Genomic DNA, 20,866 nt, shown 5'->3' on the forward strand with positions numbered 1-20,866 from the left:
CCACCGGCGGCCGGCGCCGGGGCGCCGGCCCCGCTGCGCAACGGGGCCGAGCGCGGCAGGACCCGGGCGACCGAAGCGGGCGTACATCGGTACGGCGCCCGCTGGCCGGGGCCGTGAACCCCGCCGATCCGGGCCGGAACGCCCGCGCTGGGCCGGGCGCCGACGACCGACACGGGCGAGGCGCGGATCGACGCGTATCTCTGGGTGAAGCTGCCGGGGGGAGCCGGACGGCTGCACGGGGGCGGCCGGCTCGTTCAGCCCCGAGGGCGCCTACGAGCCGGCGACGGGCCGAGCGGGCTCGTCGGGCCCTTGAGGACCCTTGGGCCCCTGAGGCGCCTTGGGCCCCTGAGGTCCCTCGGAGCCCTCGGGCCCCTTGAGGTGCGCCGGGGCGAAGGCGCGCAGCGCGTGGTAGCCGGTGATCACGACGATCGTGCCGAGCGCGATCCCGCCGATCTCGAAGGAGTCGGAGAACTTCAGGCTCACCCCGCCGACCCCGATGATGATGCCCGCCGCCGTCGGCACCAGGTTGAGCGGATTGCGCAGATCCACCCCGGCGTTGGTCCAGATCTGCGCGCCGAGCAGGCCGATCATGCCGTACAGGATGACGGTGATCCCGCCGAGCACCCCGCCCGGGATCGCGGCCACCACCGCGCCGAACTTGGGGCAGAGCCCGAAGAGCAGGGCGAAGCCGGCGGCGGCCCAGTACGCGGCGGTGGAGTAGACCCGGGTGGCGGCCATGACGCCGATGTTCTCGGAGTACGTGGTGTTGGGCGGGCCGCCGACGGCGGTGGAGAGCATGGAGGCGGCGCCGTCCGCCGCGATCGCCGTGCCGAGCTCGTCGTCGAGCGGATCCCCGGTCATTTCGCCGACGGCCTTCACATGGCCCGCGTTCTCCGCGATCAGCGCGATCACCACCGGCAGCGCGAGCAGGATCGCCGACCACTCGAAGCTCGGCCCGTGGAAGTCCGGCAGCCCGACCCAGGGGGCCTTGCCGACACCCGACAGATCCAGCCGCCAGTGGTCGACGGCCGCGGCGCCGCCCGCCGGGGAGTGGATCCGGCCGAAGACCTGGTCGAAGACCCAGGAGATCCCGTATCCGAAGACCAGTCCGAGGAAGATCGCGATCCGGGACCAGAAGCCGCGCAGACAGACCACCGCGAGCCCGGTGAACAACATGACCAGCAGCGCGGTCCACTGGTCCTGCGGCCAGTACGTGGCGGCCGTCACCGGCGCCAGGTTGAAACCGATCAGCATCACGACCGCGCCCGTCACCACGGGCGGCATCGCCGTGTGGATGATCCGGGCACCGAAGCGCCGTACCGCGAGCCCGGCCAGCAGGAGCACCGCGCCCACGACCAGGATCGCGCCGGTCACGGTGGAGCTGTCGCCGCCCGAGGCCCGGATGGCGGCGGCCACACCGACGAACGAGAGCGAGCACCCCAGATAGCTCGGCACCCGGCCGCGCGTCGCCAGCAGGAAGATCACCGTCGCGATGCCGGACATCATGATCGCGAGGTTGGGGTCCAGCCCCATCAGCACCGGGGCGACGAACGACGCGCCGAACATCGCCACCACGTGCTGGGCGCCGAGTCCGGCCGTACGGGGCCACGACAGCCGCTCGTCGGGGCGGACGACGGCGCCCGGTGCGGGCGTGCGCCCGTCTCCATGCAGGGTCCAGCGCACGCCGAGCTTCATGGGTGGGGCTCCACTTCTGGGTCGCGTCCGGTGCGGTGACCGGCGCCGCCACGTCCTGCTCCGGTCCGGGCGGCCTCGACCGGACGGCCGCGTGGCCGAAAAAGATCAGCGCCCATCGTAGTGCCGCGACCGCGCGACCTCCGCCGTGGGCGTCCCGCCCACCGGCCGCGGGGCCGAGCTCGGGCCGCCCGGCCGTGCTCAGGCCGGAGGGCCGGGCTCCGGCAGGAGGGCCCCGCTCCGGACGGCGGGCCGTGCTCAGGCCGACGGGTCGGGCGACCCGGCCCGGTCGCCGGCCGGTTCGGCGGCCGGCGACCCGTCGCCCCCGCCCGACGCGGCCCGCCTGTCCCCCGTACGGAGCACCCCCGCGCCGACGATCAGGCCGCAGGCGAGCGCTGTGACCAGCCCGAACGAGGCCACCAGCGAGGTCGCGTCGGCGACCGCGCCGATCGCCGAGGGCGCGATCAGCCCCGAGGTGTATGTGATCGTGGCCACCCCCGCGATGGCCTGGCTCGGATTCGGTCCCGAGCGCCCGGCCGCCGCGAAGGCCAGCGGCACGACGACCGCGACCCCGAGCCCCAGCAGCCCGAAACCGGCCATGGCGACCAGCGGATCCGGGGCGACCACCACCAGCAGACCGCCCGCCGCGGCCAGCACCCCGCCGGCGCGCACGGTCCGTACCGCGCCGAACCGGTCGACCACCCGGTCCCCGCACAGCCGGGTGAGCGCCATGGTGAGCGCGAAGGCCGTCGTGGAGGCGGCCGCCACCCCGGGCGAGGTGTCCAGCACGTCCCGCAGATAGACCGCCGACCAGTCCAGGCTCGCGCCCTCCGCGAAGACCGCGCAGAACCCGACGACCCCGATGAGCAGCGCGGACCGGGGCGGCAGCGCGAACCTCGGCGGCGGCTCGGCCTCGGGCGCGCTCCGTACGTCCAGCACGCGCTGACAGGCGATCAGGCCCAGCGCCGTGAGCACCAGGGCGGCCAGGAGATGGTGCAGCCGCGCGTCTGCGCCGAGATGGGCCGCGAGAGCGCCGGCCGCCGACCCGGTCAGGGCGCCCGCGCTCCACATGCCGTGCAGGCTGGAGATGATGGAGCGGTCGAGCCGGGCCTCGGTCTCCAGGCCGACGGCGTTCATCACCACGTCCGACATGCCCGACGCGGCGCCGTAGACGAACAGCGCCGCGCACAGCGTGACGAGGTCCGGCGCGAGGGACGGCAGGATCAGCGCCAGCGTCCACAGGGCGAGCAGCGCCCGGAGCGCGTTGCGCGCGCCGAAGCGGTGACTGATCGCCCCGGCGACCGGCATCGCGGTCACGGAGCCGATCGCGGGAAAGGCGAGCGCGAGACCGAGCTGCCCCGCGCTGAGGCCGGTGTGCTCCTGGATCCAGGGGACCCGGGTGGCGAAGCTGCCGGTGACCGCGCCGTGCACACAGAAGACGACGGCGATGGCGATCCGGGCCCGCCGCACCCCCTGTTTGTCGTGGACCGCATCTGCCCGCATGCCGTTCCGGCCTCCTCCCGAGGGGGTCCCCCTTCGAGGGCGTCCCGTTCGCCGGGCCACCCGCTGACACACCTCCTCCGGTGCGGGAGTAAATTATCAGGAACCCTGCCTGATAAATAGAGACCGGCGGGGACAGATGACAGAGACGCCCAGGGACCTCCGTGTTCCGGCAGTGATCTGGAAGGATCCCGCCATGGCCGCATCCCCGAGCACCGCCCGGGCCATCAACGACCGGCTGGCCCTGCGACTCCTCCAGCAGAAAGGCCCGTTGACGGCGGGGCAGCTCAAGACGATGACCGGGCTCTCCCGCCCCACCGTGGCCGACCTCGTGGACCGGCTCCAGGAATCGGGCCTGGTCACGGTCGTCGGGGAGACCGGCGACCGGCGCCGGGGGCCCAACGCCCGGCTGTACGGAATCGTCGCGGACCGCGCCCATCTCGCCGCACTGGACGTACGGACCGACAGCGTCGCCGTCGTCGTCGCCGATCTGCTCGGCGTCACCCTCGCCGAGGCCGTCCTGCCCATCGGCAGCGACACCGCCACGGAATCCGCCGTCGAACAGGCCGCGGCGCTGCTGGAGCGCACCGCCCGGCAGGCCGGCGCCGTCCCGCTGCACAGCGTCGGCGTCGGCGCCCCCGGGCTGGTCGACGTCACCGGCGAACTCCGCGACAGCACCGGGCTGCCGGAGTGGCACCGGCGGCTCGTCGCCGTACTCCAGGAGCGGCTGCCCGCCACCGTCCTGGTCGAGAACGAGACCAACCTCGCCGCCCTCGCCGAACAGCGCCTGGGCGCCGCCCGCGGCCAGGACACCTTCGTACTGCTCTGGATCGGCCACGGCATCGGCGCGGCCGTCGTGCTCGACGGACGGCTGCGCAGGGGCGCGTCGGGCGGCGCGGGCGAGATCGGCTTCCTGCCCGTGCCGGGCACCGCCGGGCTGCCCTCGGCGACGGCCTGCGACGGTGGCTTCCACAGTCTGGCGGGGTCGGCCGCCGTCTGCGCGCTCGCCGAGGGGTACGGGCTGGTGCCCGCCCCGGGCGCGCCCCAGGAGCCGCCGTCCGCCGCGCTGGTGCGCGCCGCCACCGGGGACGGGCGGCCCGGCGCCGCGGCGTTCCTCGACGCCCTCGCGGACCGGCTGGCCATCGGTGCCGCGGCGGTCAGCGCGGTCCTCGACCCCGGCTGGATCGTGCTCGCGGGCGAGGTCGGCCACGCGGGCGGCGAGACGCTGGCCATCCGCGTCGAGGACCGGCTCGCCGCGCTGTCCCCGCTCCGTACGGAGGTCAGAGCCGGGGCGCTCGGCGGCGCCGCCGTGCTCCGGGGCGCGCTGCTCACGGCGCGCGACGCGGCGCAGGACGCGCTGTTCGCGCCGGGAGGCTGAGCCCGGGAGGCTGAGCCCGGGAGGCTGAGTCCGGAAGGCTGAGCCCGGGAGGCCCAACCCCCGGTTCCCGCCCGGCATATGAGACACCGGACCGCGGTCCGGGCCCGGGACACCGCCGACACCCCGGACCCGGGCGCCCCGCCCGCCGATGGAGGTGCAGGTGAGAGGGGCGGAGCGCAACCCCTCGGCCGCATTCCCGCCCGTTCTGTGAGTCAGCCCACAGCGCTCGCCCGGAACGCCGACGATCAGCCGTGGCACACTGGGTCGCGTACCAGCAGCAGCGCACTCCGGGGTCGGTGCAATTCCGAACCGGCGGTTACAGTCCGCGACCCGGCCGCATCCAGTGGCCGGTTGACCAGGTGAGATTCCTGGACCGACGGTGAAAGTCCGGATGGGAGGCAGTGCGCGGCGGGCCCTTACAGGTACGCCGTACCGGACGGCTCGTCCTCGGACGAGCCGGGTTCCCGGCCTCGGCGTTCCGCTGTGTGGTCCCGTTTCTCTGTCGTCATCGACAGGCCCCGGAGTCCGTGCCCGAAGAGGCAGGAGGACCCGGGTGGCCACCCACGCCGAACGCGTCACCGACGCGGACGCCATGCGGCGGGCCGTCGCGCTCGCCGCCCGCGGACTCGGCTCCACCAGCCCCAATCCGGTTGTCGGATGCGTGATCCTGGACGCCTCGGGACACCTCGCCGGCGAGGGGCACCACCAGCGCGCGGGCGGCCCGCACGCCGAGGTCCACGCCCTGCGCGCGGCGGGATCCCGGGCCCGGGGCGGCACCGCGTACGTCACCCTCGAACCCTGCTCCCACACCGGCCGCACCGGCCCCTGTGCCCAGGCGCTGATCGACGCCGGGATCGCCCGCGTCCACTACGCGGTCCCCGACCCGAACCCGCGGGCTGCCGGGGGCGCGGCCACCCTCCGCGCCGCCGGGATCACCGCCGAGCCGGGGCTGCTCGCCGCCGAGGCCGAGGCGGGCAACACCGCCTGGCTCACCTCGGTGCGCCGGGGCCGCCCGTACGTCCTGTGGAAGTACGCGGCCACCCTCGACGGCCGGATCGCCGCCGCCGACGCCACCAGCCGCTGGATCACCTCCGCCGAGGCCCGCGCCGACGTCCACCGGCTGCGCGCCGAGGCCGACGCGGTCGTGGTCGGTTCCGGCACCGCCCGCGCCGACGACCCGCACCTCGCGGTCCGCGGTGTCGAGGGCGCCGTCCAGCCGCTGCGGGTCGTCATGGACACCGAGGCCACCGCCGTACGGCCCGGCGCCCGCGTCCTGGACGACGGCGCGCCCACCCTGATCGCCGTCGCCGAGGACGCCGACGCACGCCGGCTCCCCGCCGCGGACGTGGTACGGCTGCCCCGCGCGGCCGGGGGCCGGGGGCTGTCCGTCCCCGCACTGCTGGCCGCCCTGCACGAGCGCGGCGTCCGCTCCGTACTCCTCGAAGGCGGCCCGGCCCTGGCCGGCTCCTTCGTCGCCGCCGGAGCGGTCGACAAGGTCGTCGGCTATCTCGCCCCGGTCCTCCTCGGCGCCGGGCCCGCCGCGCTCGGCGACGCCGGAATCACCACGATCGCCGGGGCGTTGCGGCTGCGGATGACGGAGACCGTACGGATCGGCCCCGACCTGCGGATCACCGCGACCCCAGAACCGGCCGCCGCGACCCCGGGAGTCATCACGACCCCCGAAGCCACCGCGACCCCCGAAACCCCCGTCGCCCGGGCCGCCGAGCCCGCCGCGACCGCCACGAAGGAGCGTTGAGTGTTCACCGGAATCGTCGAAGAACTGGGTGAGGTCACCGCCGTGGAGAACCTCGGTGACTCCTCCCGCTTCCGACTGCGCGGCCCCGTCGTCACCGAGAACGCCCGGCACGGCGACTCCATCGCCGTCAACGGCGTCTGTCTGACGGTCGTGGAGTCCGGCGACGGCGAGTTCACCGCCGATGTGATGGCCGAGACGCTCGACCGCTCCAGCCTCGGCGCCCTCGGGGCCGGCTCCCGCGTCAACCTGGAGCGGCCCATGGCCCTCGGCGGGCGGCTCGGCGGACACATCGTCCAGGGCCATGTCGACGGCACTGGCACCATCGTCGAGCGCACGCCCTCCGAGCACTGGGAGATCGTCAAGATCTCGCTGCCCGCCGCCCTGACCCGCTACGTCGTGGAGAAGGGCTCCATCACCGTGGACGGTGTCAGCCTCACGGTCGTCGACGCGGGCGCCGACCACTTCACCATCAGCCTCATCCCCACCACCCTCGCGCTGACCACCCTCGGCATCAAGGGACCGGGCGACCCGGTCAACCTGGAGGTCGACGTCATCGCGAAGTACGTCGAGCGCCTGCTGAGCCCCGCTCATCGCGCACAGGCCGAGGAGTCCGCGCGGTGAACACCCTGTCCTGGCTGAACGGTGAGGCGTTCACGGCCTTCGGTCAGCACATCCTGTGGTCCGACATGATCGGCAACACCATCGGTCTGGCCGCGCTCGCCCTCGGCTGGCGGCGCTCCATCTGGACCTGGCCCGCCCAGTTCCTCTCCGGTGTCATCCTGGTCGGCGCGTACGCCTCCGCCCACCTCAGCGGCGGCGTCGGCAAGCAGCTCCTGGTCATCGGCGTCGCTGTGTGGGGCTGGCGGCAGTGGCAGCGTGGAAGGCGGCGAGACCACGACGGCACGATCGGCTCGATCGCCGTACGGTTCGCCACCTGGCGCGAACGCGGGCTGCTCCTCGGCGGTACGGCCGTGGGCACCCTCGCCGTCGGCGGGCTCTTCACCGCCGTGCCCGAACTGTCCTGGAACCCCTGGCCCGACGCGTACATCTTCATCGGCACCCTCGCCGCGATGGTCGCGCAGGCGCGCGGCCTCGTCGAGTTCTGGTTCGCCTGGCTGCTCGTCGACCTCGTCGGCGTCCCCCTCGCCTTCAGCAGCGGGCTCGCCTTCTCCGGCTTCGTCTACGTCATCTATCTCGCCCTCGTCCTGTGGGGCATGCGCGACTGGTGGCTGCGCTCCCGCGCCGGCGCCATGACCCTGGAAGGAGCAGCAGCATGACAGCCAGCCCGTCCCCCGCCGCGACCCCGGACGCCGAGGCGCACGCCGACGTCCCGCGCCCCACCTGGTACTCCCGCGACAATGTCGAGGACCTCTCCCTGGACCCGGTGGCCCAGGCCATACGCGACATCGCGGCCGGCCGGCCCGTCGTGGTCGTGGACGACGAGGACCGCGAGAACGAGGGCGATCTCGTCGTCGCCGCCGAGAAGGCCACCCCCGAGATCATCGCCTTCATGATGAGCGAGTGCCGCGGCATGATCTGCGCCCCCATGGAGGGCGCGGAGCTGGACCGGCTCGAACTCCCGCAGATGGTCGGCGAGAACACCGAGTCGATGCGGACCGCCTTCACCGTCACCGTCGACGCCGCGGGTGCCCACGGCGTCACCACCGGGATCTCCGCCGCCGACCGCTCCACCACCCTGCGGCTCCTCGCCTCGGGCAAGGCGGAGCCCGGCGACTTCGTCCGGCCGGGCCATGTCTTCCCGCTGCGCGCCAGGGACGGCGGGGTGCTCGAACGCAACGGCCACACCGAGGCCGCCGTCGACCTCGCCCGGCTCGCCGGGCTGCGTCCCGCCGGCGCGATCGTGGAGATCGCGGGCGAGGACGGGGTGATGCTGCGGCTGCCCGAGCTGATCCCGTTCGCTCGCAAGCACGGTCTGACGATCATCTCCATCGAGGACCTGATCGCGTACCGCCGCACCGCGGAGCCCACCGTCCGCCGCGAGGCCGAGGTCAGCCTGCCCACCGCCCACGGCGACTTCACCGCGTACGGCTACCGCTCCACCGTCGACGGCGTCGAGCATGTCGCCCTCGTCCACGGGGAGCTGGGCGACGGCGAGGACGTGCTGGTACGCGTCCACTCCGAGTGCCTGACCGGAGACATCTTCAGCTCCCAGCGGTGCGACTGCGGACCCCAGCTCCAGGCGTCCATGGAGCGCGTCACCGCGGAGGGCCGGGGAGTCGTCGTCTATCTGCGCGGCCACGAGGGCCGCGGCATCGGGCTGCTCTCCAAGCTCCGCGCGTACGAACTCCAGGAGCGGGGCCGCGACACCCTGGACGCCAATCTGGAGCTGGGGCTGCCCGCCGACGCCCGCGACTACGCGGCGGGCGCGCGGATCCTCGGCGACCTCGGGGTACGCAGCCTGCGGCTGATGACCAACAACCCCGACAAGACCGCGGCGCTCGTCCGGCACGGCCTGCGGGTCACCGGGCGCGAGCCGATGCCCGTCCAGGCCGGCGAGCACAACCTCCGCTATCTGCGCACCAAGCGCGACCGGATGGGCCACGACCTGCCGTGGCTCGACGCCGCCGCGGTGTCCACCTGCGGCAACCAGTAGCACCGTACGACTGGAACCGTACGACCGTACGGCTTGAAGACCCATGCGAGGAGAGACGTGAGCGGCAAAGGCGCACCCGAACTGAGTGTCAAGAACTGCGGAGACCTCCGCGTCGCCGTGATCGCGGCACAGTGGCACGAGAAGATCATGGACGGCCTCGTGGACGGCGCCCTGCGGGCCCTGCGCGACCTCGGTATCGACGAGCCGACGCTGCTGCGCGTGCCCGGCAGCTTCGAGCTGCCCGTCGTCGCCAAGGTGCTGGCGGGCCGCGGCTATGACGCGGTCGTCGCGCTCGGCGTCGTCATCCGGGGCGGCACCCCGCACTTCGACTATGTGTGCCAGGGCGTCACCCAGGGCCTCACCCAGGTCTCCGTGGACACCGGGGTCCCCATCGGCTTCGGCGTACTGACCTGCGACACCGAGGAACAGGCCCTCGACCGGGCCGGTCTCGAAGGCTCCCACGAGGACAAGGGACACGAGGCGGTCACCGCCGCCGTCGCCACGGCCACCACCCTCCGTACCATCGCCGAACCCTGGCGCCAGGAGCCCGCGAGCAGCCGCGTAAAGTGAGCGCCACCATGTCCAAGAAGACGTTCGAGGAGCTGTTCAGCGAGCTCCAGCAGAAGGCCGCCCACGGCGACCCCACCACCTCCCGCACCGCCGAACTGGTGGAAAAGGGTGTCCACGCCATCGGCAAGAAGGTCGTCGAAGAGGCGGCCGAGGTGTGGATGGCCGCCGAGTACGAGGGCAAGGAAGCCGCCGCCGAGGAGATCTCCCAGCTCCTCTACCACGTCCAGGTGATGATGGTCGCGCGCGGAATCTCCCTCGACGACGTTTACGCCCATCTCTGAGCATCACCTCAGCACCACTTCGTACCGTTTCACCCCTTTCCTCCCCGCTCACCCTCCGCACGAAGGAAGACGACCTCATGCTGCGCATCGCCGTTCCCAACAAGGGTTCTCTCTCCGGACCTGCGTCGGCGATGCTCCATGAGGCCGGATACCAGCAGCGCAAGGAGTCCAAGGAACTCGTCCTGGTCGACCCGGACAACGAGGTCGAGTTCTTCTACCTGCGCCCCCGCGACATCGCGATCTACGTCAGCTCCGGCCGCCTCGACATCGGCATCACCGGCCGCGACCTGCTGCTGGACTCGGAGGCCGACGCCGAGGAGATCCTGCCGCTCGGCTTCGCGCGCTCCACCTTCCGCTACGCCACCAAGCCGGGCACCGCCACCGGGGTCGGCGCGTTCGGCGGCATGACCGTCGCCACCTCCTACGAGGGCATCGTGGCCCGGCACCTCGCGGACCACGGCGTCGACGCCTCCGTCGTCCACCTGGACGGGGCCGTCGAGACCGCCATCGAGCTGGGCGTGGCCCAGATCATCGCGGACGTGGTGGAGACCGGCACCTCGCTGCGGAACGCGGGCCTCGAAGTGATCGGCGAGCCGATCATGACCTCGGAGGCGGTCGTCATCCGCCGCACCGGCGCCGACAGCGAGGAACCCAAGGTCCAGCAGTTCCTGCGCCGCCTCCAGGGCGTCCTGGTCGCCCGTACGTACGTGATGATGGACTACGACTGCCGCGCCGAGCACCTGGAGCGCGCCGTCGCCCTCACCCCGGGCCTCGAATCCCCGACCGTCTCCCCGCTGCACAACGAGGGATGGGTCGCCGTCCGCGCGATGGTCCCCTCGAAGGAGGCGCAGCGGATCATGGACGACCTCTACGCGCTGGGCGCCCGCGCCATCCTCACCACGGCCATCCACGCCTGCCGTCTCTGACCGTCCCTCCGCCCCTTTTCGACCGCCACCCCACCCCGGGAAGACCCAGAACCCATGCCGGTGCCCGCCCCCGTACCCGCCCTGCCGGTCACATTCCGGCCGACCGTCACCCGTACGGTGCTGCTCTCCGTCGGCACGGTCATGTTCCTCGTCATCTCGGCCATCGGGCTGATGCTGGAACAGCTCAGTGCGGGGGAGCGGCTGAGCTTCATCGTCACCGCGCTGCTCTTCTTCGGCGTACTGGCGCTGCTCAGCCGCCCCAAGGTCGTCGCCGACGACACGGGCGTGACGGTCGTCAATCTCACCCGCACCCGCCGGCTGGAATGGGCCGAGATCCTGCGGGTCAACCTGCGGCCCGGCGACCCCTGGGTCTTCCTCGACCTCAGCGACGGCAGCAGCCTGCCCGTCCTCGGTATCCAGCCCGGTGTGGCCAAGGAGCGCGCCATCCGCGACGCCCGCGCGCTGCGCGACCTCACCGAATCCCGTTCCGTACGCGACGACGACATGCGCTGACGCCCCTGCGTACGAGGTGCCGGAGTTGCCACGTACGGGGCTTCGGTACGGCGACGGGCCACCAGGTCCTGTCCGCCCCGCCCCTGTCTTGATTACTCTGGTGGCGGAGGCGCCGAGTGCGCCCCGCCCCGCATCAGACGGCCGTGCCGGCCCGCGGGGCATCCTGCGACCCGAGGAGTGACTCCCTCCAGCAATGGACGGATCGTCCGGTAGTACCTGCGCCGCCCCCTTCGACGAGGCGGCGGCATGACCATCCCCCTTCTGCTGCTCGCCGCAGCGTTCCTTCTCATCCTCGCCAACGGCTTCTTCGTGGCGGCCGAGTTCGGCCTCATCACGGTGGACCGCCCCGACGCCGAGCGTGCCGCCGCGGCGGGCGACCGCCGCGCCCGTACCGTCGTCAGAGCCCTGCGGGAACTCTCCTTCCAGCTCTCCGGCACCCAGCTCGGCATCACCATCACCTCGCTCGTCGTCGGCATGCTCGCCGAACCGGCGCTCGCCGAACTGCTCGGCGGACCGCTCTCCGCGACCGGACTGCCCGCCGGGGCCGTCTCCGGTGTCGCGGTGGTCATCGGCATGCTGCTGGCCTCCGCCGTCCAGATGGTGATCGGCGAACTCGTCCCCAAGAACTGGGCGGTCTCCCGGCCGCTCCAGGTCGCGGGCTTCGTGGCGGGTCCGCAGCACCTCTTCTCCACCGTGTTCCGGCCGGTGATCTCCCTGCTCAACACCGTCGCCAACCGGCTGGTACGGATACTCGGCGTGGAGCCGACCGACGAGCTGGCCTCGGCCCGCACCCCCGGCGAACTCGTCTCACTGGCCCGTCACTCCGCCCGGGCCGGCACCCTCGAACAGGACACGGCCGACCTGTTCGTACGGACCCTCTCACTCGGCCGGCTCACCGCACAGCATGTGATGACGCCCCGCGTGAAGGTCAGCGCCCTCCAGGCGGACGCGACGGCTGCGGACGTCGTCAACCTGACGCGGGCCACCGGGCTCTCCCGCTTCCCCGTCTACCGCGAGCGCATCGACGAGATCATCGGCATGGTGCACCTCAAGGACGCGCTCGCCGTCCCCGTGGCGGAACGGCTGCGCACCCCGGTCGGCCGGATCGCCCTCCCGGCGCTGCTCGTCCCGGAGACCCTGCCCGTGCAGCAGCTCCTGGAGCGGCTGCGCAACGAGCAGCCGATAGCCGCCGTGGTCGACGAGTACGGCGGTACGGCCGGGGTCGTCACCCTGGAGGACATCGTCGAGGAGCTGGTCGGCGAGGTGCGCGACGAGCACGACGCCGAGGGCGACGGACGGCCGGAACTGGCCCCCGTCGACCCGGTCGACGGCCGGCCCGCCTGGGAGGCCGACGGCAGCGCCCGGGTCCTCACCCTGCGGCGCATCGGACTCGACGCCCCCGAGGGGCCCTACGAGACGCTGGCCGGTCTTGTCGCCGATCTGCTCGGCCGCATCCCCGCCCCCGGCGACCGCGCGGAGCTGCCCGGCTGGCGGCTCTCCGTACGCCAGGTGGACCGCTACCGGGCGGAACGGGTCCGGCTGATACGGCTGACGGACGACGGCCCGGCCGAGTCCGGCCCCGCCGCGGGGGCCGCCAGGACGCCACGGGCCGGGGCGCCGCCGCCCGGCGGAACACCCGGCGTGGCCGTTCCCGTCCCCGTACCGGTCCCCGTGGACGCCTCCGGAGCGGCGCCGGCGCCGGCGCCGACGTCCGCGCCCGCGTCCGCTCCCGCGCTGGCGGAGGGCGTCCGATGAGCGTGCTGCAACTCGCCTTCGCCGTCCTCCTGGTCCTCGCCAACGGCTACTTCGTCGGGGCCGAGTTCGCCCTCGTCTCCGTACGCCGCAGCCAGATCGAACCGCACGCCGCGCGCGGCTCGGCCCGGGCCAGACAGGCGCTGTACGGGCTGGAGAACCTGCCGCAGATGATGGCCGCCGCGCAGTTCGGCATCACCGTCTGCTCCCTGACCCTCGGCGCGGTGGCCGAGCCGACCGTGGCGCACCTCCTGGAGCCCGTCTTCCACACGGTCCGGGTGCCGGAGGGCCTGATCCACCCGCTGGGCTATGTCATCGCCCTGGCGCTGGTCGTCTTCCTGCACCTGGTCATCGGCGAGATGGTCCCCAAGAACCTCGCCATGGCCGCCCCGGAGAAGACCGCGCTCTGGCTCAGCCCCGGCCTGGTCGGCTTCGCCCGGCTCTGCCGACCGGTCACCGCCGCGCTCGGCGCCTGCGCCCGGCTCGTCCTGCGGGCCTTCCGCGTCGAGCCCAAGGACGAGGTGGAGGCGGTCTTCACCAGCGAGCAGCTCAACCGGCTCGTCGAGGACTCGGGACAGGCCGGACTGCTGGAGCCCGAGGCGCAGGAGCGTCTGGAGGACGCGCTGGAGCTGGGCAGCCGCCCGGTCACCGACGTACTCCTCACCCGCGCCTCACTGGTCACCGTGAACCCGGCCGTCACCCCGCGCGAGATCGAGGAGCTGACGGTACGCACCGGCTACTCCCGCTTCCCGGTGTGCGCGGAGGGCGGTGGCGCCTTCATGGGGTATCTCCACGTCAAGGACGTCCTCGATCTGGAGACGGCGGACCGGGCGGTACCCCAGCACGTCTGGCGGCCGATGGCGACCCTCCGCGCGGAACTCCCGCTGGACGACGCCCTCACCGTGATGCGCCGCGCGGCCACCCATCTCGCCCAGGTCGCGGACGCGTCCGGGAAGGTGCTCGGTCTGGTGGCGCTGGAGGACGTCCTCGAAATGCTGGTCGGGGAGGTACGGGACCCCTCCCACCGGGAGCTGTCCGCCACCCGGGCCACCCTCGTCGGCGAACAGCGCACGGACCAGGCCGCCCAGGCCCTGGCCCGCTGAACCATCGGCTCCGGGCCGGTCCCGGGGCCCGGCGGGGTCATGTCCCCGCCGGGTCCTGGGGGCCCCGGCCGGCCGGGCCGCGCCCCGAGAGCACCTCGCCGTACGCCTGCATCAGATCGGGCAGCCGCAGCGTGGCCAGGTCATCGCGCGTAGGGGTACCGCTGTAGCCGGAGAGCCGCAGATCGCGGTAGGCGCAGCTCTTCTCGTACAGCGTCCGGACGAACCGGCCGTTGCCCAGCTCGTCGATCCACCCCTGGTCGACCACGTGCCCACTGATCGAGCGCAGCTCGTCGACGGACTCCTCGTCCCACACGTCCCCGTTCTCGGCGGCCAGCACCCCGCCGATCGCGGTCAGTTCGAGCGGCCGGTAGCTGGGGAAGTCGACCCGGCTGGTGAACCGCGAGGAGAGCCCGGGGTTGGTGGCGAGCAGCCGGTCCATGCCCTCCGGATAGCCCGCCAGGATCACCACGAGATGGTCCCGGTTGTCCTCGGCGCGCTTCAGCAGCACCTGAAGGGCCTCGTCGCCGTACGCGTCGCCCTTGCTGTAGCCGGAGTTGGAGAGGCTGTACGCCTCGTCGACGAAGAGCACCCCGCCGATCGCCGAGTCGATCAGCTCGTTCGCCTTGACGGCGGTCTGGCCCAGGAACTCACCGACCAGATCGGCCCGTTGCGCCTCGACCAGATGGTCCCCGCCGAGCAGCCCGAGCGCGTAGAAGATCCGGCCCAGGATGCGCGCCACGGTGGTCTTGCCGGTGCCCGAGGGGCCGGAGAAGACAAAGTGACGTTTCGGCGGCTGGACGGGAAGCCCCTGACCGGCCCGCAGCCGCGCCATACGGAGCTGCGCGGAGACCGCCTTGACCTGCCGCTTCACCGGTTCGAGCCCGACCATCCGCTCCAGCTCCGCCAGCGCCTCGGCGAGCAGCGCCGGATCCGTCGGCCCCTCGGGGAAGCGCGGCGTCGGAGGCTGTACGGGCGGCGGCAGCTTCTCCCGGAGGGGCTCGGGCGCGGCGGGCGGACCGCCGCCGAGCGGCGGCTGCGGCTCCCTGCCGACCAGGATGTCGGAGCCGAGCGGCCCCTCGGGATCGCTCTGGGCCTGGGCCTGCGGCTGGGCCTCCGTCAGATCCGCCGCGTCCTGACCGAGCCCGGCCAGCGCCACGGTCGCCAGCCCCACCGGGTCGTCGGGGGAGTCGTAGCTGTCGTACCCGTCCGCGTCGGTGATCGCGGCGAGCCGCGCGGCGGTGTCCATGAACGCCGGGTCCAGACGGTGCACGGCCCGGTAGAGCGGCAGGGCGGCGGCGCTGCGCCCGGTGCCCTCGTGGGCGCGGGCCAGCCAGTACCGCAGCTCCTTGCGCTGCGGCTGCTCACTGCGGCAGCGCATCAGCGCGGTGGCGAGCAGCGGCTCGGCCTGGCCGAACATCTCCAGCCTGACCCGGGCCATCCCGCCGAAGAGCCCCGCCTCGATGCCGAGCAGCGGATCGTGGACGAGCTGCTCGGTGTGGCGGCACAACTGGTCCCAGTCCTTGACCAGATAGGCGCGGCAGGCGTGCAGGAAGCGCACCTGCGGATCGGTGTCCACCGGCGGCAGCTCCGCCAACGCCCGGTCCAGCTCGGGCACATGGCGGCCGTCCAGCCAGTGCGAGGCGTGCGCCAGCCGCAGGTCCCGTCCGCTCTCCAGTACGGGCTGGACCCACCAGCCCAGCCAGTACCAGGAGTTCAGGGTGCGGCGGTGGCGGGTGCGCTGCTCGCCGAAGCGCTCGCGATGGCGGTACATGTGGATCAGGGCGGTGGTGGTCTCGACGCGCAGCGCGTGCAGCCCGAGCCAGCCGTCGGCCATCCCGGGATCGAGCCGGACGGCAGTCCTGAACTCCTCCTCCGCCTGGGGATACGCCCCCATGGTGTAGGCGTCCACCCCGCGCACCCAGGCGAGGTCGGCCGGGGCTCCCGTGCCCTGCGTGCCGATATCCATCAGGTCCCCCACAAACCGTGCCCCCGTGATGTCCCGCCGGGCGGGCGCCCGTCGGCAGCGTACTGAACCACCATGACGCGGACGGGAATTGACCGCACTCAGAGGCATCGTACCTGCGCAGAGTGTGTGCGACTAAGGGTGCCGTCCATCGCTTCACCCGGTGACCCAGGGTGAGCGGGCGAGGCCGTACGAGGCCGGAGAAGTGGCGAAGAGGGCAGAACGAAGCCCCCGATCACGGGGGAACAACCGGGGGCTTCGCGTCTGCGGCGGCTCCGAAAAGCCGCACATTAAGAACGTAAGACCTGCCCTGCCCGCTGGTCAAGCCGAGTTGGGCACTCTGCGCGCGTCGATTTCCGACTGCTCAGTATGGTGGCGACAACCGGTTACGGTGGGTGATGGTTTGGTCCTGCCTCGCGATCGCGTGGGGCATCGGGCTTATCGCGTACCCCTGCTGCCCCTCTCGTACCAGAGCATCGGAAAAGGGACGAGACGGGTCCCTCGCGAAATGGCGTGTCTCCGCCGTTGTCCAGCCGTCCCAGAAGGCGGACTGGGCCGGTCCGTCCCGGCGGCGCCCGCGCTCCCAGGACTCCTCGGCGCCCCGCTCCATCCAGAACAGCCCGGCGAGATACGGCCGCAGCGCCCGCCGGCCGGCCCCGACCCCCTCCAGGAGGACCACGGGGGCGGCGGGCAGTGCTCGCGGCGCGGTGAAGCGGCGCAGCGTCCAGTCGTACGGCGTGTACGACGCCGCCGTACCGCGCGAGAACGGCTCGATGACCTGGGCCGTCAGCCGGGGCACCCACTCGAACAGCTCTTCGTGGCTCGCCATGTCGTCCAGCCGTAGTACGGGCGCGCCGCCGAGCGCCGCCGCGAGCCGCGCCGCGAAGGTGGTCTTGCCGGAGCCGGCGTGGCCGTCCACCGCGATCAGCCGCACCGGACCGCAGGAGGGCGGCAGGGCGCGCAGCCGCGCGGCCACGGCGGTGAGGTCGTCCATACGGCCCAGCCTACGAGCCGCGCGGCCCGGCCGGGCGGGCGGCCGCCGCAGGCCCTGCCACCGGTGGAGACCAATATTGCTCGGCCGACGCGGGGCGAATCGCTGGCAGAGGCCCGCCGGGAGCCGCGATAGTGGACCACTGTCGACCCGTCATGCTCCCGCCATCTCCGTCCCCTTCGCCGCCTTCTCGCGCACCCCGTTCCGCCTCCCGGCAAGCTGCCTCGCCGCCATTCCGCACTCTCCGCCTCTCCGCCTCTCCGTCTCTTCCGCCCGTCGACCGGAGGTTCCCATGACCCGTCCCCCCTCGCGCAGAACCGTTCTCGCCGCCGCGTTCGCGGTCACCGCCGCCGGTGGGGCGGGTGCCGCACTCCCGGCCGGTGCGGCGGCGGCCGCCCCCGGCGCCCCGGCGCAGCCGCTCGTGGACAACGCGTTCTGGACCTCGTACGCCGACTGGCGGGCCGGCACCGCCCACGGGGTGCGCGCCGTCTCCGGCGCCCGGCCCTCACTGGTCATCGACGCCCCGGCGGGCTCCACCACCTACACCGACCCGCACACCGGCACGACCTCCGCCTGGGAGTACGCCACCTGGACCTCGCCCACGTACCGTTCGAAGGTCCCCGCCACCGAGGTGATCGCCTCCTGGAACGCCTCGACCCCGGCGGGCACCTGGCTCCAGGTCGAACTGCGCGGACAGTACGCCGACGGAACCGACACCCCGTGGTACGTGATGGGCCGCTGGACCTCGGGCGACGGGGACGGAGACATCCGGCGCACCTCGCTGGACGGCCAGAGCGACGGCCGCAGCACCATCTGGACGGACACCTTCGCGGTGGACGACGCGTCGACCGGGACGCGCCTCGTCTCGTACCGGCTGCGCCTCACCCTCCACCGCGCCCCCGGCAGCGGTCTCACCCCGGTGGTTCACCGGATCGGCGCGATGGCCTCCGACATCCCGGACCGGTTCACCGTCCCCGCCTCCACGCCGGGGCTCGCGCGGGAGCTGACCGTGCCGCGCTACTCGCAGAACACGCACATCGGGCAGTACCCGGAGTACGACAACGGGGGCGAGGCGTGGTGCAGTCCCACCTCCTCGCAGATGATCATCGAGTACTGGGGGCGTGTCCCCACCGCCGGGGAACTGGCCTGGGTGGACCCGGCCTTCGACGACCCGCAGGTCTGCCACGCGGCCCGGTTCACCTACGACTACCAGTACGAGGGCTGCGGCAACTGGCCGTTCAACGCCGCGTACGCCGCCACCTACCGGGACCTGAGCTCCGCCGTCACCCGGCTCGGCTCGCTCGCCGACGTGGAGACGCTGGTGGGCGCGGGCATCCCCGTCATCACCTCGCAGTCCTTCCTCAAGGAGGAGCTGACGGGGGCGGGGTACGGCACCTCCGGCCACCTCATGACGGTCATCGGCTTCACCCCCGAGGGCGACGTGATCGCCAACGACCCCGCCTCGCCGAGCAACCCGGCCGTACGCCGCGTCTACCGCCGCGCCGAGTGGGAGACGATCTGGCTCCGCACCAAGCGGTACAACGCGTCCGGCAAGGTCGCCTCCGGCACGGGCGGGGTCTGTTACGTCTACTGGCCCGCGAAGCCGTCCGCCGCGCAGTGCCGGGCGCTGCGGGCGGTCGGCCTGCTCTGACGGGGCACCCCGGACGGGGTCAGGACGCGGGCAGCGAGCGCAGCCACTCCACGAGGAGCCGGTTGACCTCGTCCGCCCGCTCCTGCTGCACCCAGTGGCCGCAGCCTTCGAGGAGATGCGAGGAGACCAGCCCCGGCAGCGTGGCGGGGTAGGCCGCGATGGCGTCCGCCATCCAGGTGGTGGAGGCGTCGAGCGTTCCGCCGATGAAGAGCGACGGCTGACGGATCGGCGCCCCGTCCCACGCGGCGAGGTCCTCCCAGTCCCGGTCGACATTGCGGTAGCGGTTCAGCGCGCCGGTCAGCCCGGTCCGCTCGAACTCGCCCGCGTAGACGTCGAGATCGGCCTCCGTCAGCCAGGAGGGCAGCCGCCCGCCCGGGAAGCGGTCGGAGAGCTTCCCGCCCGGGGGCACGAAGAAGAGGCGGTCCTTGCCCTCCGCGTCCATCGTGTCGGCCGACAGCCCGGCGTAGAACCCGGCCAGCCAGCCCCGTACGTCCGGCTCGATCTCCGCCTCCGCGCGGCCCGGCCGCTGGAAGTAGCTGACGTAGAACTCCTCGTCCCCGCCGATCATCCCGAAGGCGTCGCTCGGCCGGAACCCGTTCCTGGGCGAGTACGGGACGCTCATCAGCCCCACGGCGGTGAAGACATCCGGCCTGAGCAGCGCGGTGTTGGCGGCGATGGGGGAGCCCCAGTCATGGCCCACGACCACCGCGCTCTCCTCGCCGAGCGCACGCACCACACCGACGTTGTCGGAGACATGGGCGAGCATCCGGTACGCGGCCACGTCGGCCGGCTTCGACGAGCGCCCGTAGCCGCGCAGGTCGACGGCGACCGCACGGTACCCGGCGGCGGCCAGCGCCGGAAGCTGGTGGCGCCAGGAGTACCAGGACTCGGGGAACCCATGGACGAGCAGGACCAGCGGCCCGGTGCCCTGTTCGGCCACATGGATCCGGCCCCCGGGGACATCCAGCAGCCGGTGCTTCACATCAGGGTGTGCGGTCGACATCTCTGGCATCGCTGCTCCTCGATCGGTGGTGTGCTGGTCCCACGATCATTCGGGCGGGCCGACACCTCTCGCAACGTTTGTTGCGGAATCGGCAAAGCGGCCGCGTGGTACGGAGCGGGGGCCCCGGCCGCCCCGCTCGCCGTCCTCGCTCACCCCAGGGGTCTTCTGCGACCACACGGCGAGGCTCCGCGTCATCTCTGCGATACTGCGGGAATTCCTGCGGGAACACCGTGGCAGCCGGAGACCAGGACGCGAATTTGAATCGTAGTCAACAGCGTGGACCGTCCCTGCGATCACAGGTACGGCGCTCCGAACTCATCGCAACCGGCCGGAAGTTGTTTGCCGACACCTCGTACGACGCGCTGTCGATGGACGACATCGCGCAACACGCGGGCGTCGCCAAAGGGCTGATCTACTACTACTTCAAGAACAAGCGCGGCTACTATCTCGCCATTGTCGAGGACTCGGTCGCCGAACTCGTCTCCCTCGCCGCCGACGGCGCGGAACTGCCACGCACCCAGCGGGTGCAGCGCACCGTCGAGGCCTATCTGCGCTTCGCCCAGTACAACGAATCGGCGTACCGCACCATCATCACCGGCGGCGTCGGCTTCGACACCCAGGTCCAGGCGATCCGCGACGCCGTCAGGACCGGCCTGGTCGCCACCGTCGCCCAGGGCGCCTACGGCCACCAGGACATCCCGCCGATCGCGCGGCTCGCCCTGCTCGGCTGGCTCAGCAGCGTCGAGTGGCTGACGCTCGAATGGCTGGAGCACCGGGACGAGCTGCGGCGGGAGATCCCGCGCGATCTGCTCGTCAGGATGCTGCGCCACACGCTCAACACGATCGAGGAGTTCGCACCGGAGTGCCCGGCGCCGCCCCAGGACCTCGACTGGGTCCCGTTCACCGGCCACGGCCCGGGGCAGGACGTTCCGTAGCCGGACGTTCCGTAGCCGGACGTTCCGCAGCGGGCGGGTGGCGTACGGGGACGGGCGTGCCAGGGAACGCGGACGCCGGGGGCGGGGGCCGATCGGGCGCCCCGCCCCCGGCGCGTTCCCGGGGGTCTTCGGTCATACGGGCTCTAGACGCAATACCGGTGACTTTGCTGGTACTGGCTCGTTGAGTTGGTGTGCCAAGGCCGGGACAGTTGAAGGCAGTTGAGAGTGATCGGTTTTC

At 72.7% G+C, this 20,866-nt stretch carries 18 protein-coding genes, 1 pseudogene and 1 riboswitch; of the genes and pseudogenes, 14 read left to right on the top strand and 5 right to left on the bottom strand.

Annotation, left to right across the window (positions count from 1 at the left end):
* Positions 1-144: 144 nt before the first annotated feature.
* A pseudogene (locus ACIQ7D_RS35685) lies at positions 145-313 on the top strand (glycoside hydrolase family 6 protein); the annotation flags it as partial.
* Here ACIQ7D_RS35685 and ACIQ7D_RS35690 read toward each other — a convergent pair.
* Positions 271-1,695, bottom strand: a complete 1,425-nt coding sequence (locus ACIQ7D_RS35690; RefSeq protein WP_403945110.1) for a solute carrier family 23 protein — start codon at positions 1,693-1,695, stop codon at positions 271-273. The pseudogene ACIQ7D_RS35685 and the gene ACIQ7D_RS35690 sit on opposite strands and share 43 nt — an antisense overlap.
* A 255-nt stretch (positions 1,696-1,950) precedes the next feature.
* The gene (locus ACIQ7D_RS35695; RefSeq protein ID WP_403945112.1) at positions 1,951-3,195 is read right to left on the bottom strand and encodes an MFS transporter; all 1,245 of its coding nucleotides are present in this window, start codon (positions 3,193-3,195) and stop codon (positions 1,951-1,953) included.
* Positions 3,196-3,388: 193 nt separating this feature from the next.
* On the opposite strand from ACIQ7D_RS35695, the gene ACIQ7D_RS35700 reads away from it, so the two are divergent.
* From ACIQ7D_RS35700 to ACIQ7D_RS35750, 11 genes are all read left to right on the top strand, one after another.
* Complete coding sequence (locus tag ACIQ7D_RS35700) at positions 3,389-4,570, top strand: ROK family transcriptional regulator (protein WP_403945114.1); 1,182 nt, start codon at positions 3,389-3,391, stop codon at positions 4,568-4,570.
* A 278-nt stretch (positions 4,571-4,848) separates the two neighbouring features.
* Positions 4,849-4,979, top strand: a riboswitch (FMN riboswitch).
* Between the two features lie 183 nt (positions 4,980-5,162).
* A complete protein-coding gene (gene ribD / locus ACIQ7D_RS35705; protein WP_403945144.1) occupies positions 5,163-6,326 on the top strand; it encodes a bifunctional diaminohydroxyphosphoribosylaminopyrimidine deaminase/5-amino-6-(5-phosphoribosylamino)uracil reductase RibD in 1,164 nt (387 codons plus the stop codon).
* A complete protein-coding gene (locus ACIQ7D_RS35710; protein ID WP_403945116.1) occupies positions 6,327-6,947 on the top strand; it encodes a riboflavin synthase in 621 nt (206 codons plus the stop codon).
* Positions 6,944-7,603 (top strand): nicotinamide riboside transporter PnuC, encoded by a 660-nt coding sequence (locus ACIQ7D_RS35715; protein ID WP_403945119.1) that lies wholly within the window; start codon positions 6,944-6,946, stop codon positions 7,601-7,603. Before ACIQ7D_RS35710 ends, ACIQ7D_RS35715 begins: the two co-directional genes overlap by 4 nt.
* On the top strand, positions 7,600-8,940 hold the full coding sequence (locus tag ACIQ7D_RS35720; protein WP_403945121.1) for a bifunctional 3,4-dihydroxy-2-butanone-4-phosphate synthase/GTP cyclohydrolase II: 1,341 nt from the start codon (positions 7,600-7,602) through the stop codon (positions 8,938-8,940). Before ACIQ7D_RS35715 ends, ACIQ7D_RS35720 begins: the two co-directional genes overlap by 4 nt.
* A 57-nt stretch (positions 8,941-8,997) precedes the next feature.
* Positions 8,998-9,510 carry a 6,7-dimethyl-8-ribityllumazine synthase gene (gene ribH / locus ACIQ7D_RS35725; protein ID WP_403945122.1) on the top strand — a complete coding sequence of 171 codons (513 nt, stop codon included), beginning with the start codon at positions 8,998-9,000 and terminating at the stop codon, positions 9,508-9,510.
* Positions 9,511-9,518: 8 nt separating this feature from the next.
* Positions 9,519-9,791: a phosphoribosyl-ATP diphosphatase gene (locus tag ACIQ7D_RS35730; RefSeq protein ID WP_403945124.1), complete on the top strand. Its 273-nt coding sequence runs from the start codon at positions 9,519-9,521 to the stop codon at positions 9,789-9,791.
* A gap of 77 nt (positions 9,792-9,868) precedes the next feature.
* Complete coding sequence (gene hisG / locus ACIQ7D_RS35735; protein WP_403945125.1) at positions 9,869-10,717, top strand: ATP phosphoribosyltransferase; 849 nt, start codon at positions 9,869-9,871, stop codon at positions 10,715-10,717.
* A 54-nt stretch (positions 10,718-10,771) separates the two neighbouring features.
* Entirely contained in the window at positions 10,772-11,230 is a 459-nt protein-coding gene (locus tag ACIQ7D_RS35740; RefSeq protein ID WP_403945127.1) for a PH domain-containing protein, read from the top strand.
* Between the two features lie 246 nt (positions 11,231-11,476).
* On the top strand, positions 11,477-12,985 hold the full coding sequence (locus ACIQ7D_RS35745; RefSeq protein ID WP_403945129.1) for a hemolysin family protein: 1,509 nt from the start codon (positions 11,477-11,479) through the stop codon (positions 12,983-12,985).
* Positions 12,982-14,085 (top strand): hemolysin family protein, encoded by a 1,104-nt coding sequence (locus ACIQ7D_RS35750; RefSeq protein ID WP_403945132.1) that lies wholly within the window; start codon positions 12,982-12,984, stop codon positions 14,083-14,085. The genes ACIQ7D_RS35745 and ACIQ7D_RS35750 overlap by 4 nt, the downstream gene beginning before the upstream one ends.
* 37 nt (positions 14,086-14,122) lie before the next feature.
* On the opposite strand, the gene ACIQ7D_RS35755 is transcribed toward ACIQ7D_RS35750, so the two are convergent.
* Both ACIQ7D_RS35755 and ACIQ7D_RS35760 read right to left on the bottom strand, forming a co-directional pair.
* Complete coding sequence (locus tag ACIQ7D_RS35755) at positions 14,123-16,051, bottom strand: AAA family ATPase (RefSeq protein WP_403945134.1); 1,929 nt, start codon at positions 16,049-16,051, stop codon at positions 14,123-14,125.
* 361 nt (positions 16,052-16,412) lie between these two features.
* Positions 16,413-17,042 carry a hypothetical protein gene (locus tag ACIQ7D_RS35760; RefSeq protein WP_403945135.1) on the bottom strand — a complete coding sequence of 210 codons (630 nt, stop codon included), beginning with the start codon at positions 17,040-17,042 and terminating at the stop codon, positions 16,413-16,415.
* Between the two features lie 289 nt (positions 17,043-17,331).
* Between ACIQ7D_RS35760 and ACIQ7D_RS35765 the strand changes: the two genes are divergently transcribed.
* On the top strand, positions 17,332-18,690 hold the full coding sequence (locus ACIQ7D_RS35765; RefSeq protein WP_403945137.1) for a peptidase C39 family protein: 1,359 nt from the start codon (positions 17,332-17,334) through the stop codon (positions 18,688-18,690).
* Positions 18,691-18,709: 19 nt separating this feature from the next.
* Here the strand turns inward: ACIQ7D_RS35765 and ACIQ7D_RS35770 are convergent, their stop codons facing one another.
* Positions 18,710-19,702, bottom strand: a complete 993-nt coding sequence (locus ACIQ7D_RS35770) for an alpha/beta fold hydrolase (protein WP_403945139.1) — start codon at positions 19,700-19,702, stop codon at positions 18,710-18,712.
* A 248-nt stretch (positions 19,703-19,950) separates the two neighbouring features.
* Between ACIQ7D_RS35770 and ACIQ7D_RS35775 the strand changes: the two genes are divergently transcribed.
* The gene (locus ACIQ7D_RS35775; protein WP_403945141.1) at positions 19,951-20,628 is read left to right on the top strand and encodes a TetR/AcrR family transcriptional regulator; all 678 of its coding nucleotides are present in this window, start codon (positions 19,951-19,953) and stop codon (positions 20,626-20,628) included.
* The last annotated feature ends 238 nt before the right edge of the window (positions 20,629-20,866 follow it).

It is taken from the genome of Streptomyces sp. NPDC096310 (genome assembly GCF_044763125.1).
Taxonomy (GTDB): Bacteria; Actinomycetota; Actinomycetes; order Streptomycetales; family Streptomycetaceae; genus Streptomyces.